Annotated in this window: 11 protein-coding genes; 6 read left to right on the top strand and 5 right to left on the bottom strand. The window is 74.1% G+C overall.

Annotation, left to right across the window (positions count from 1 at the left end; translation table 11 throughout):
* Positions 1–93: 93 nt before the first annotated feature.
* From ACY34K_RS14590 to ACY34K_RS14580, 3 genes are read right to left on the bottom strand one after another with little or no spacing between them, the layout of a single operon-like run.
* Positions 94–1,422 (bottom strand): AAA domain-containing protein, encoded by a 1,329-nt coding sequence (locus tag ACY34K_RS14590; protein WP_462746902.1) that lies wholly within the window; start codon positions 1,420–1,422, stop codon positions 94–96.
* Positions 1,419–3,008: a hypothetical protein gene (locus tag ACY34K_RS14585; RefSeq protein WP_462746900.1), complete on the bottom strand. Its 1,590-nt coding sequence runs from the start codon at positions 3,006–3,008 to the stop codon at positions 1,419–1,421. Before ACY34K_RS14585 ends, ACY34K_RS14590 begins: the two co-directional genes overlap by 4 nt.
* Positions 2,999–4,201 carry a hypothetical protein gene (locus tag ACY34K_RS14580; protein WP_462746899.1) on the bottom strand — a complete coding sequence of 401 codons (1,203 nt, stop codon included), beginning with the start codon at positions 4,199–4,201 and terminating at the stop codon, positions 2,999–3,001. The genes ACY34K_RS14585 and ACY34K_RS14580 overlap by 10 nt, the downstream gene beginning before the upstream one ends.
* Positions 4,202–4,284: 83 nt before the next feature.
* Here ACY34K_RS14580 and ACY34K_RS14575 point away from each other — a divergent pair, with 83 nt between their 5' ends.
* On the top strand, positions 4,285–4,905 hold the full coding sequence (locus ACY34K_RS14575; protein WP_462746897.1) for a histidine phosphatase family protein: 621 nt from the start codon (positions 4,285–4,287) through the stop codon (positions 4,903–4,905).
* 21 nt (positions 4,906–4,926) lie between these two features.
* Here ACY34K_RS14575 and ACY34K_RS14570 read toward each other — a convergent pair whose 3' ends face one another.
* Complete coding sequence (locus ACY34K_RS14570; protein WP_462746895.1) at positions 4,927–6,273, bottom strand: tetratricopeptide repeat protein; 1,347 nt, start codon at positions 6,271–6,273, stop codon at positions 4,927–4,929.
* Positions 6,274–6,520: 247 nt separating this feature from the next.
* On the opposite strand from ACY34K_RS14570, the gene ACY34K_RS14565 reads away from it, so the two are divergent.
* Both ACY34K_RS14565 and ACY34K_RS14560 read left to right on the top strand, forming a co-directional pair.
* Positions 6,521–6,976 carry a hypothetical protein gene (locus tag ACY34K_RS14565; RefSeq protein ID WP_462746893.1) on the top strand — a complete coding sequence of 152 codons (456 nt, stop codon included), beginning with the start codon at positions 6,521–6,523 and terminating at the stop codon, positions 6,974–6,976.
* 96 nt (positions 6,977–7,072) lie between these two features.
* The gene (locus tag ACY34K_RS14560) at positions 7,073–7,939 is read left to right on the top strand and encodes a spermidine synthase (protein WP_462746891.1); all 867 of its coding nucleotides are present in this window, start codon (positions 7,073–7,075) and stop codon (positions 7,937–7,939) included.
* A gap of 72 nt (positions 7,940–8,011) precedes the next feature.
* Here ACY34K_RS14560 and ACY34K_RS14555 read toward each other — a convergent pair whose 3' ends face one another.
* Positions 8,012–8,557, bottom strand: a complete 546-nt coding sequence (locus tag ACY34K_RS14555; protein WP_462746889.1) for a hypothetical protein — start codon at positions 8,555–8,557, stop codon at positions 8,012–8,014.
* 69 nt (positions 8,558–8,626) lie between these two features.
* Here ACY34K_RS14555 and ACY34K_RS14550 point away from each other — a divergent pair, with 69 nt between their 5' ends.
* From ACY34K_RS14550 to ACY34K_RS14540, 3 genes are all read left to right on the top strand, one after another.
* Positions 8,627–9,316 carry a response regulator transcription factor gene (locus ACY34K_RS14550; RefSeq protein WP_462746888.1) on the top strand — a complete coding sequence of 230 codons (690 nt, stop codon included), beginning with the start codon at positions 8,627–8,629 and terminating at the stop codon, positions 9,314–9,316.
* Complete coding sequence (locus ACY34K_RS14545; protein WP_462746886.1) at positions 9,313–10,713, top strand: sensor histidine kinase; 1,401 nt, start codon at positions 9,313–9,315, stop codon at positions 10,711–10,713. Before ACY34K_RS14550 ends, ACY34K_RS14545 begins: the two co-directional genes overlap by 4 nt.
* A 145-nt stretch (positions 10,714–10,858) precedes the next feature.
* Positions 10,859–12,349 (top strand): glycoside hydrolase family 18 protein, encoded by a 1,491-nt coding sequence (locus ACY34K_RS14540; RefSeq protein WP_462746884.1) that lies wholly within the window; start codon positions 10,859–10,861, stop codon positions 12,347–12,349.
* Positions 12,350–12,406 lie beyond the last annotated feature (57 nt).

Genomic DNA, 12,406 nt, shown 5'->3' with positions numbered 1-12,406 from the left:
AAGATCGGCCACCTGCCACGGCGTGCGGGAATCCGTCCGGCGGACGGGGCGGCGCCGGGCCGGTCGCCTGCCGGAACGGTGCCGCGGAGGTGGTCAGGGATTCCAGATCACCCGGTGTTCGGACCAGTGATCCCATGTGGACATCATTGCCTCCCAGCCGTCCGGGAACTTCACCGTGACGCCCAGCTGGACCGGTTCCGTCGAGGGATGCTCGTCGAGGAGGTCGGCGACGCCCGCGCGGCAGACCACGATGCACGCGTGCCGATGCCGGGACGCCAGCACGCACAGGCGGCCCGTCTCCAGGTGGAAGGCCGTCGCGTCCGGCCGGCCGGACAGCGGGTGCAGCACGACCGTCACGTCGTACTCCCGGCCCTGCAGCCGGTTCGCCGTGTCCACCGTCACCCCGGCCACGCCGAGCTCGGCCAGCGCCGTCCGGACCGCCGCCGCCTGGTCGCGGTGGGCCGTGCCCACCGCGATCCGGTCCGGGGTCAGCGGCACCGGCTCGTCGGCGCGCTCGCTCACCGCGGCCCCGCCCCGGTCCAGCAGCCGGCGCACCACCAGCGCCACCGCCCGGACCGCCTCCGGGTCCGTGCGCGGGGTGTGCCGCGCCGGCAGCTCCAGCAGGCCCCAGCCCGACTCGGCCGCCTCGTCCAGGACCCGGTCCGGGCCGGACCCGTCCGACGGCACGCCGAAGGACAGCCGCCGGTCGCCCGGGCCCGTACCGCTGCGGAACCGGGTGTACGGGTAGAACGCGTCCGACACCAGCGCCGCCGCCGATGCCGGAAGCCGCCACGACACCGGCAGCCGGTGCTGCGGCAGCTCCGGATTGTGCGCCAGCAGCGTCGACACCGCGCTCGCCGACGGGTCGTACGACAGCCCCGCCCACTGGTCGGCGCCGACCACGCTGAACGGGTCCAGCTGCCCGGGATCGCCCACGAACAGCGCCCGCTCGAACAGCCCGGCCACCGCCAGCAACGCGTCCGACCGCATCTGGTACGCCTCGTCGACGATCGCGTGCCCCCACGGCTCGACGCCCTTCACATGGGCCCACTTCGCCGCCGTGGAGATCACCACGTCGAGCCCGGCCAGGTCCGCGGCCTTCGCCGACTTCCGCACGTTGCCGAGATCGTCCAGCGCCTTGTCGTACGGGTCCGAGTCGTTGCTGTGCAGCCGCCCCACCGGGAGCTCCGGTTCCTTCTCGGCCAGCCGCAGCACCAGGTCGTCGACCTGCGCGTTGGTCTGCGCGACCACCATCAGCGGCCGGCCCGCCGCGGCCAGTTCGAGCGCGGCCCGCACGACGAGCGTGGATTTCCCGGCGCCCGGCGGCGAGTCCACGACCACGCCGCGCGCGTCGCCGTGCAGGGTGTCGCCGAGGATCTCCCGGGTGGCCCGGGCGGCCTCGGCCGCGGGATCGAACGTCACAGCAGGTCCTCCGGGGTCACGGCGTCAGGCGCTTCGGCGGCGTCTCCCCGCGGCGGCCCGCCGTGCGTCCACGGCGTCTCCTCCGGGTCGGGCAGCTTCGGTCCCACCCGCTGATCGTGCTCGAACAGCGTCCAGGCGAGCCGGTCTCCCTTCTCCGGCACCGAGCCCTCCGCCGGCTCCTTGCCGCGCCCCATCCGGTCCAGCACCCGTAGCACGAGGGTGCCGTCCTCCTCGTACCGCACGAACTGCGCCGACTGCGGCTTGCCCGCCAGCGACCGGTACACCTTCACCCCCTCGCCCAGATGCGGCCGGTCGTCCGTCCGCACGGTCAGCAGCGGCCGCGGCGACGGACGCTTCGACTCCGACCACGCCATCGTCACATCCACCACGTCCGCCACGAACGCCTCGCCCGAAAGCCTGCGCCCGGCCAGCACCAGCGGATCGTCCAGCGCCTCCTGCGCCTCCAGCTGCGCCTGCGCCGTCTCCCGCGCGGCCAGCTTCTGCGCCGCCGTCACCGCGTCGTCCCGGCGCGGCTGCGGCGGCTCACCGGCCCGCACCCGGTCCCGGTGACCGGTGAACGACCACCTGTCCCTGGTCCACCGGTCGGCCACCCGCGCGCCCGCCGGAAGCTCCCGCATCAGCGCGACCGTCCGCCACACGGCGTCCCACGTCGGCCTCACCTGGGACGCGATCAGCCGCCGCACCTCCCGCTCGGCCCGGTGCAGCTGGGCGAGCCGCTCGTCGGCCGCCTCGCCGTCCTCCGCCGCGGCCAGCGCCTGCCGGGCCCGGTCGTACCGCTCGATCGCCGGCGCCAGCAGCCGGTTGTCGAACGCCGGGTCCGTCGCCGGACCGGCCGGCGGGCACAGCAGCTGCCCGTCCCGGTCGCGCGCCAGCTCGGCGCGGAGCGCCTCCTCCGCCCCCGACCGGCCCTCGGGCGTGTCGATCCACGCGAGCAGCGCCCCCAGGTGCTGGTCCTCGAGCGACGACTGGCCGGTGGCCCAGTGCCGGCTCAGCAGGTCCGTCGCCGCCAGCAGCAGTGAGGAGCCCGGCACCCGCGCCCGCTCGCCGTAGTGCGTCAGCCACCGGCCCAGCAGCGGCACGCGCGGCGGCGCGGGGTAGGGCGTCTCGGGATCCTGCTCGGCGGTGCGCCGGAACCGCATCGACCGGCCCAGCAGCCGGACGTACTCGACGCCCGCGCGGCTCGGCACGATCAGCTGCGGCGCGTCCGCGCACAGCTCCACCTCGACCTTGACCTTCTTGCCCGTCTCGGGGTCGGTCTCGCTCTTCTCGGCCGGCTCGACCTCGTCGGCGTACCCGTCCAGGAACGGGATGACCACCTCCGCCAGGTCCGCGAGGAACGCGAACCGCAGATCACGGTCGCGCGGCTGCGGCACCACCAGCAGCCGCGGCTCGTCCGGGTCCGTCCCGACCAGTGCGCCCAGCGGCGCGCCCGCCTCACCGGCGGTCGTCAGCGGCACGAGCACGAGCGGCCGCTCCGAGACATGCCGGTGCCGCACCGTGGCGAGCCGCTGTGCCCGCCCGGACTCGACGGCCTCCAGCCGCGCGAGCGTCGCGATCAACGACATTCCGCCACCGCCTCGGCCTCCGGCCGCGGATCCCTCGGCGGCCCCACCGGACCCAGGGCCTCCGCCCGCAGCGCGTACGCCCGGCGCAGCGCGGCAACCGCCGGGTCCTCCGGTGCGCCTTCCCCCGCGCTCTCGGTTCCGCCCGAGCAGGGGGAACCCCCCTCGCCGCGGGCCGCGGCCAGCACCGCGCCGACCGTCGTCAGCCCGCCCAGCTCGCCGCGGACCGAGCGGCCCAGCGCCTCCACCGCGCCCGCCTCCCGGGCCCGCTCCCGGCAGTGGAACGCCAGCTCACACGTGGCCAGGCACTCCGGCGCGTACGCGTGCGGCACCGCGTCGACCGAGGCCGTCAGCTGCTCCGCCGAGCAGCCGTCCACGTCGAAGGTGATGCCCTCGGGCAGCGCGGCCGCGATGTCCTCGATCCTCGTCAACCGCGCCAGCTGACGCTTCGTCACCGACAGTTGCTTACGCACGTCGACGAGCGACCCGGTCGGCTGGTTGGAGAAGTCCTTGGGGCACACCAGCAGCACCGAGTGCCGGACCTCCGCGCCCTCCGTGAGCGCCGCGACCCGCTCGAGCGCCAGCACGTAGACGGCCGCCTGCCGGGCGGCCGCACCGACCTTCGCCGCGTCCGCCGATCCGTCGATCATCGGGAAGGACTTGATCTCGACGACCGTCCACCGCCCGTCGGGGTGCACCACCACCGCGTCCGGCTCCAGATACGCGGGCGACCCGGCCACCTCCAGCGCCAGCATCGGATGGTCGAGCAGCGACCACGTCCGGGCCGCCGTTGCCTCCCGCAGCGCCAGCGCCGTACGCGCCGCGCGGCCCTCGGGACCGGCGGCCGCCAGGTCCGGCACCCGTACGTCCCGCGGCTCGGCCACACCCAGCAGCCGCATCAGCTCCATGCCGCCGTCGGCCTTCACCTTCGCCTCGAAGGCGTTGCCCCGCATGAACGCGAACTGCGACTGCCCGAAGCCCGACGGTGATCCCAGCGCGGCCGCGAGCGCGGCCTTGTCGACGCCGGCGCCGTCCAGCAGCGCGCGCCGCCGGCAGCCCGGGTTGGCGGCCAGCGCCGCCAGCGCGCGGGCGTCCAGCGGATGCGGCGCGGCCCCGGGGCCGCGCAGCTCGGCCAGGTGCTGTCGCAGTGTCGTCTGCGGCGGCACGAGCCGTCCGCCGCCCAGTGATTCGCTCACCCGCGGAAGTCTCGCATCCGCCTCTGACAATCCGGTACGGGATGATGGAGGAGCACCCCGCACGTGAACCACAGGAGAGCCTCATGGCACCGCGCATCCTGCTCGCCCGGCACGGACAGACCGAATGGTCCCTGCTCGGGAAGCACACCGGCCGCACGGACATACCGTTGCTCGAAGAGGGCCGCCGGGGCGCGAAACTGCTGGGCGAGCGGCTGCACCGCGGCCCGTGGGACGGGCTCGACGGCTACGAGATCCGCACCAGCCCCCTGACGCGCGCGCGTGAGACCTGCGAACTGGCCGGCTTCGGTGGCCGCGCCGAGCAGTGGGACGCGCTCATGGAGTGGGACTACGGCGCCTACGAGGGCATGACCCCGGCCGAGATCAAGGCCCTCGACCCCGACTGGTTCATCTGGCGCGACGGGGTCCCGGTGGACGACCCGGGGGCGAAGACCAGGGGGGAGACCATGGAGGAGCTGTCCGCCCGCGCGGACGAGGTCGTGGAGTGGGCCCGGTCGGCCGACCGCGACGTGCTCGTCTTCGCCCACGGCCACATCCTGCGCTCCATCGCCGCACGCTGGCTCGGCGAGCACGTCTCGTTCGCCGCCCGGATCCGCCTCGACCCGACCAGCCTCTCCGCACTGGGCTGGGCCTACGGCGACCCCGCGATCGAGCGCTGGAACGACACAGGCCACCTCGGCGTCTGACCCGGGCGGCCGAAACACGCCCTAGAGAGCAACGAGCTCCGCGCGGCGCTCCAGGAACGCCGCCACCGCCGGCTCCCCGCGCTCGGGCGCCAGCACCCGGACCGTCTCCGTCAGTATCGACCGGATGCGGCCGGACCGGACCTCACCGAGCAGGTCCAGGACCTGTTCCCCGGCCGCGGCGGCCTCCTCCGGAGCGCCGCCGCGGGCCAGGTCCGTCGCCAGCTGCGCCCGGTACAGCGCGAGGTTCCGGGTGAAGTGCGGGTCCTGCAGCGCCGTCGCGCGGCGGGCGTGCCGGGCGGCGCGCGGCCAGTCGCCGAGCGCCGACCAGCACTGGGCCTCCAGCGCCTCCAGCTCCGGCTCGCCGAAGAACGACATCCACTCCGGGTCCGCGTCGGACGGCCCGCGCCCGAAGAGCGTGTGCGCCCGGCCCAGCGCCTCCTCGCACGCGGCGCGGTCACCGAGCCCCGCCCGCCCGCCGGCCTCCCGCAGGGTCAGCAGGGCCAGCAGCCGTGCCGAGCCCACGTGCTTGGCCGCCTGCTGCCCGGCCTGCGCGGCCCGTACCGCCTCCCGGTGCCGTCCCTCGTCCCGGGCCAGGAACGAGGCGTTGGAGAAGGCGTGCGCCTCCAGGGCCCGGTCGCCCGCCACGCGCGCGGTGGCCAGCGCCTCCGCGTAGTGCGAGCGGGCGTCCTCCGGCCGGCCCGAGTCGTGCGCCAGCCAGCCCACGGAGAGGGCCAGTTCACCGGCGCCCGCGTGCATGCGGGCGGTCGTCGACCGGCGGGCCGCGGTGGCCGTGTCGAGCAGGGCGTAGGCCGTGCGCAGCGGCTCGGCGGCCCGCCGGTAGAGCCCGTCCGCGCCGTACCGGTCGTCGAGCACCCGGATCCGGCGCACCGCCTCCTCCACGGCCTTGACCTCGGTCTCGCCGAACCTGCCGCCCGCCCTGGGCGCGGGAATCGTGCCCAGGACACCGGCGCCGCCGATGCCCAGGGAGGCGACCGCCACCGTGGCGGTACCGCTCGTCATGAATGCGCGACGCAGCACGTCGCTCTCCTCATCGTTCCGGATGCCGTTCTCGGGCGCCTGTGCGGTGGCCGAGCCACGCGACCCGCGCCCGCGTACCCGTTCCCGCGCGACGAATCCCAGGTCCTCCAGGGACAGTCCGGGGAACATGTGCAGGAACACGCGCTCGTACGCGTAGTTCGGGCAGCGGATCTCGCCCGATTCCACCCGCCCGATGTACCGGGCGTCGCAGGCCACCTGCTCGCCGATCTCCCGGGCGGCCCTGCGGACCGCGGCCGCGAACTCCCCCGGGGAGTGCGGCCCGCGCAGCCGGCGGAAGACGAGATTGGGAACTGCCCGTGACGTCGCCATGGCCGAGCCCTCTCACTGCGTACAGCCGTTGTTCCGGCGGAGCAAGAACGTACCTGCTGTGACGGTCCCCTCACGCTGGGTTTGGCTACAAACGGGATATCTCACCCGCGATCCGCCATGAACTGCCATCCTTTGCGGCGGCGTGCCGCCGTAGCCGTTGACGGCCACGGGCGTTGAACCATGCGGAGAGACGCAACGCGTCTCCACACGGGACTCGAGCGAGGAGGGACCCTTGTTGGAGGTCGGCATGGAGACGAGCCCGCGCCCCGGCGGCGCACCGAGAACGACCACGACGGCACGGCACTGGCCCGAGCCGGACGCCGGTGCCCCGCCCGGAGACGCCCTCGCCGAGGCGTGCGACCTGGTCACCGTCCCCGCCCGGCAGGGTCTCGAAGCCGTCGACATCCTCCGCAGGGGCGGCGCCCCCGCCGTCGGGCCCGTGCTGCACGACGGCGCGTGCGACACCCTCGGGTTCCTGGTGCCGCCCGGCACCGCCGAGGGCTGGGACATGCCCGGCAGTGCCTGCACCCAGACCGCCGGGCGCGGTCTGCGCATCCCCGGCCTCCACCCCGAGCCGCCCGTCTCCGGCACGGGCTGGCTGCTGCCCCCGGCCGACACCGGCCTCGTCACCGACCCCGTCGTCCTGCGCGAGGCGCTGGGCGAGGCGGCCCGTCTCATCGAGGCCGCCGACAACTGCCGCTAGGCCCTTAGGCCCCGGCGCGTGACCCACGCCACTCCAGGCCCTGGTGCGTGACCCTCGCCACGCGCCCGGCTCCTCACCGGCGCCGATAATGGGCGGGTGGCAAGGAACAAGCAGCGCGGGCGGGCCGCGGCACCCGAGGCCCTCGTCGAGACCGTCGACGGCGGGCTCGCCGAGCTCATACCCGACCGCGAGCGGTCCCGCGCCTGGACGCTGCTCATCGACGGCGCCCCGCAGTCGCACGTCGACCTCGACGACCCCGCCCGTCTGAGTTTCGAGTACCAGCGCCGGCTCGGGCACGTCGCCGACCTCGCCGCTCCTCCCGGCCGGCCGCTGCACGTGGTCCACCTCGGCGGCGGCGCCTTCACCCTCGCCCGGTACATAGCCGCGACCCGGCCCCGCTCCACCCAGCAGATCGTCGAACTCGACAGCCCCCTGGTCCAGCTGGTGCGCCGGGCGCTCCCGCTCGACCCCGGTGCCCGTATCCGCGTCCGTGGCGCCGATGCCCGCGCGGGTCTCGCCAAGCTGCCGGACGGCTGGGCGGACCTGGTCATCGCCGACGTCTTCAGCGGCGCCCGCACCCCAGCCCATCTCACCAGCACCGAATTCCTCACCGAGGTGCGGCGGGTGCTGGTGCCCGGCGGGCAGTACGCCGCGAACCTCGCCGACGGCCCGCCCCTGACCCATCTGCGCGGCCAGGTCGCCACCGCCGGCGCGGTCTTCCCGGAGCTCGCGCTCGCCGCCGACCCGACCGTGCTGCGCGGGCGCCGCTTCGGCAACGCCGTACTCGTCGCGTCGGACGCGCCGCTGCCCGTCGCCGAGCTGACCCGCCGGGTGGCGAGCGACCCGCACCCCGGACGTGTCGAACACGGCCGCGCGCTGGCCGACTTCACGGGTGGCGCGGCCGTGGTCACCGACGAGAGCGCCAAGCCCTCGCCCCTGCCGCCCGCCTCGGCCTTCCGCTGAACCGGCCCGGCGGGGACGCTTCGCGGAACCGGTTCGCCGGGCACTCTTCGCGGAACCGGTCCGCCGGGTGGCTCAGCGCCGGTCGATCTGGACCGTCGGCGCGTGGTCGTGCCAGGTGCAGAACACATCGATCTCCTGGCCGCCCTGGCTGAACGTGACCCGGATCCAGGTGGGCTGCTTCCACACCTGCATCTGCCAGCCGGACGCCGGGGTCGCGGAGACCAGTTCGGCGGACGCCGGGCCGATGTCGAAGACCACCCGGCCGCCGTCGACCGAGTAGCTCTTCACCTTCGCCGCCGACGACGGCGTGCTCTTCTCCGGAGCGGGTTCGGCCGTGGGCGCCGGCGGTGCCTTCGGACTGCCGCTCCCGCCGGGCGTCGCGGAGGGGGCCGGGGGAGAGGGCGAGGTCTTCTCCTCGCCTGGGTACCGCGTGGACGAGGAGCGCGGCTTCGCCCCGTCCGCCGACGGGGTACCCGCGGTGATCGGCAGGGCCCGCGGACGGTCGTACGCCGTTCCGGCCATCACCGTGTGCACACCCCACCATGAGAGGGTGACCGCCGCGCCCGTGGCGAGCGACCACGCCAGGGCATGGACGAGTCCTCTTCGCATCCCGGCCATACTGCACCACGCGCTCACGGCGTCAACACCGGTCCCCCTCATTCCGCCTTATGGCGTACGGTGCCGCCCATGGCAAGTGTGCTCGTGGTCGAGGACGACCAGTTCGTGCGCTCCGCCCTCATCCGGCACCTGACCGAGGCCTCCCACACCGTACGGAGCGTCGGCACGGCCCTGGAGGCGCTGCGCGAGGTGGCCCATTTCCGCTTCGACGTCGTCATCCTGGACCTGGGTCTGCCCGACCTGGACGGGGCGGAGGCGCTGAAGATGCTGCGCGGCATCACCGACGTACCGGTGATCATCGCGACCGCGCGGGACGACGAGACGGAGATCGTCCGGCTGTTGAACGACGGCGCCGACGACTACCTCACCAAGCCGTTCTCCGTGGAACACCTGTCCGCGCGCATGGCCGCCGTACTGCGGCGCTCCCGCGCGGGAGCCGGGGAGGCGCCGCCCAGCCGGGTCCTCCAGGTCGGCGGGCTGGTCGTGGACCCGCTGCGGCGCCAGGCCGAGCTGGACGGCGTACGACTCGACCTGACCCGGCGGGAGTTCGACCTGCTGGCGTTCCTCGCCGGACGGCCCGGTGTGGTCGTGCCGCGCAAGGAACTCCTGGCGGAGGTCTGGCAGCAGTCCTACGGCGACGACCAGACCATAGACGTCCATTTGTCGTGGCTGCGCCGCAAGTTGGGGGAGACGGCGGCCAAGCCCCGCTATCTGCACACCCTCCGGGGCGTGGGAGTGAAGCTGGAGCCCCCGCAGTGAGATGGGCGCTGGTCAAGGTCGCGCTGGCGGTCACGGCCATGGTGGTCGTGGCGTTCGCCGTGCCGCTGGGGCTGGTCATCAAGGAGATGGCGCGGGACCGGGCCTTCGGCAACGCCGAGCGGCGGGCCGCCGCCCTCGCCCCCGCCCTCGCCATCACGACCGACCGGGACCAGCTGAACCGGGCCGTCGCCACCACCGAGGACGGCTCCGCCGGGCGGATGGCCGTCCACATCCCCGCCGCCGACCGGGCCTCCGGCCAGGACTCGGGACAGCCCCTGGAGATCGGTACGAGCCGGGCGGGCGAGGACGACCTGCGGATGACCCGGGAACTCGGCCGCGCCACCATCGCCGAGGTGCCGGGCGGCTCCGTGCTGCTCCAGCCCACCGCCCTGGGCACCGGCCGGATCGCGATCGTCGAGGTCTTCGTGCCCGAGGGCGAGGTGTCCAACGGCCTGACCACCGCCTGGGTGATCCTCGCCGGTGTGGGCGTCGCCCTGATCGTCGGCTCCGTCGCCGTCGCCGACCGGCTCGGCGTACGCATGGTGCAGCCCGCCCAACGCCTCGCGCGGGCCGCCCACGACCTCGGCGAGGGCAGACTCGGGGCACGCGTACCGGAGGAGGGCCCCACCGAACTCAGATCGGCCGCCGTCGCCTTCAACTCGATGGCCGACCAGGTGGTCCAGCTGCTGGCCAACGAGCGCGAACTGGCCGCGGACCTCTCCCACCGGCTGCGCACCCCGCTGACCGTGCTGCGGCTCAACGCCGCGTCCCTGGGCGACGGGCCGGCCGCCGACCAGACGCGGTCGGCCGTCGAACAGCTGGAGCGGGAGGTCGACACCATCATTCGCACGGCCCGCGAGGCCAAGCCCCAGACGCAGGGCCCCGGCCCGGGAGCGGGGTGCGACGCCTCCGAGGTCGTACGGGAGCGGATGGACTTCTGGTCGGCGCTCGCCGAGGACGAGGGACGCAAGGTGCGCGTCGCCGGCATCGACCGTCCCGTACGCATCCCGGTCGCCCGGCCCGAACTCGTCGCCGCGCTCGACGCGCTGCTCGGCAACGTCTTCCGCCACACCCCCGAGGGCACCGCCTTCTCGGTGGACGTCCACAACGCCGACGACGCCGTCATCATCCTCGTCTCGGACGCCGGGCCCGGCATCGCCGACCCGGAGGCCGCACTCGTCCGCGGCAACAGCGGCGGCCGGGACGGGTCGACCGGACTGGGCCTGGACATCGTGCGCCGGGTCGCCGAGTCCACCGGCGGCGACGTCCGCATCGGCCACTCCGTACTCGGCGGTACGGAAGTCCGCATCTGGCTCGGGCTGGACGCGCGGCGCCCCGACCAGGGACGGCGCGGACACCGGCTGAAGCGCCGGCGCCGTACCCAAAGCCCCGCCTGATCCGCCGGCTTAACCGCCTCCGATGCCCTCCTTAAGTGGACCCTAAGGTTCTCAACCACCGCCCTCTACTGAACATTTGTCCGTTTCGGTCCGGCTAGCGTGCTGCCCGCACCCCACCCCCACGTCACACAGAGGCAGGCACGCGATGGGCAGCAAAGTCACGCACCGGCGCAGGGCGAGCGGCAGGACGAAGGCGATCGGCGCCGTCGTGTCGGCCGCGGTGATCGGCGGCGCGGCGTTCGCGTTCACCGGGACCGCACAGGCCGCGGCCGTCGGCGCCGCGTACACCCGGACCAGCTCCTGGGACGGCGGTTACACCGGGCAGTACGTCATCACCAACGAGACCGACAAGGCGCAGTCGGACTGGACCCTGGAATTCGACCTGCCGGCCGGCACGCGGATCAACTCCCTCTGGAACGGCGAACACACCGTCGACGGCCGGCACGTCACGGTCCGGCCGGCGAAGTGGAACACGCAGCTGGCGCCCGGAGCCTCCGTCACCGTCGGGTTCGTGACCGCCGCCACCGGCAAGCCGGGCGACCCGTCCGGCTGCCTCATCGACAAGGCCAGGTGCTCGATCGACCAGGGAGCGACGCCGCAGCCCAGCGGCCGCCCCACCGAGCAGCCGAAGCCGACCCCCACGCCCACCCCCACGGTGACGTCCAAGCCCCCCACGAAGCCGACGCCGGCCCCCACCACCCCGACGCCCGAGCCGACCGGGACACCCGGCGGCGGTACGGCGACGGGCGCCCGCTTCGCCCCGTACATCGACACCTCGCTGTACCCGGCGTACGACATGCTCGACACCGCCGCCAAGACCGGTGTGAAGGACTTCAACCTGGCCTTCATCACCTCCGGCGGCTCCTGCGCCCCGCTGTGGGGCGGCGTGACCGACCTGGCCAATGACAAGGTGGCCGCCCAGATAGGCGCCCTGCGCGCCAAGGGCGGAGACGTCCGGGTGTCCTTCGGCGGTGCCGCGGGACGCGAACTGGCGCTCAACTGCGCCACGGCCGGGGACCTGGCCGAGGCGTACGGCAAGGTCGTCGACCAGTACAAGCTCACCAAGGTCGACTTCGACATCGAGGGCGCGGCCCTTCCGGACACCGCCGCCAACTCGCGCCGGGCCCAGGCCATCACACAGCTCCAGAAGTCCCACCCGGGTCTGGACGTCTCCTTCACGCTGCCCGTCATGCCCGAGGGGCTGACCCAGCCCGGCGTGGACCTGCTCGCCGACGCGAAGAAGAACGGCGTGAAGATCCACGCCGTCAACATCATGGCCATGGACTACGGCCCGGCCTACAGCGGTGACATGGGCCAGTACGCCGTCCAGGCCGCCACCGCCACCCAGGCCCAGATCAAGGGCGTCCTCGGACTCTCCGACGCGGCCGCCTGGAAGGCCGTCGCCGTCACCCCGATGATCGGTGTCAACGACGTCACGACCGAGATCTTCAAGGTCGACGACGCGACCCAGCTGGTGGACTTCGCCAAGTCGAAGGGGCTGGGCTGGCTCTCCATGTGGTCCTCGACCCGTGACAAGCAGTGCGCTGCCGGGGCGGTCGACCACGCCGACGCCACCTGCAGCTCGATCCTCCAGCAGCCGCTGGCCTTCACCAAGGCCTTCGCCGCCTACAAGTAGCCGCCCACACGGCGACCTCCTCGCACCGCCACACCCCTCCCCCCACCCCCACACTCC

The sequence above is a fragment of the Streptomyces sp. STAM6 genome (assembly GCF_054963715.1).
This window is presented reverse-complemented; position numbering and strand designations above follow the sequence as displayed.

Excerpts from the sequence above, each read along its gene's own strand:
- ACY34K_RS14585 (WP_462746900.1), bottom strand. The coding sequence starts at position 3,008 with ATGTCGTTGATCGCGACGCTCGCGCGGCTGGAGGCCGTCGAGTCCGGG.
- ACY34K_RS14575 (WP_462746897.1), top strand. The coding sequence starts at position 4,285 with ATGGCACCGCGCATCCTGCTCGCCCGGCACGGACAGACCGAATGGTCC.
- ACY34K_RS14570 (WP_462746895.1), bottom strand. The coding sequence starts at position 6,273 with ATGGCGACGTCACGGGCAGTTCCCAATCTCGTCTTCCGCCGGCTGCGC.
- ACY34K_RS14565 (WP_462746893.1), top strand. The coding sequence starts at position 6,521 with ATGGAGACGAGCCCGCGCCCCGGCGGCGCACCGAGAACGACCACGACG.
- ACY34K_RS14555 (WP_462746889.1), bottom strand. The coding sequence starts at position 8,557 with ATGGCCGGGATGCGAAGAGGACTCGTCCATGCCCTGGCGTGGTCGCTC.
- ACY34K_RS14550 (WP_462746888.1), top strand. The coding sequence starts at position 8,627 with ATGGCAAGTGTGCTCGTGGTCGAGGACGACCAGTTCGTGCGCTCCGCC.
- ACY34K_RS14540 (WP_462746884.1), top strand. The coding sequence starts at position 10,859 with ATGGGCAGCAAAGTCACGCACCGGCGCAGGGCGAGCGGCAGGACGAAG.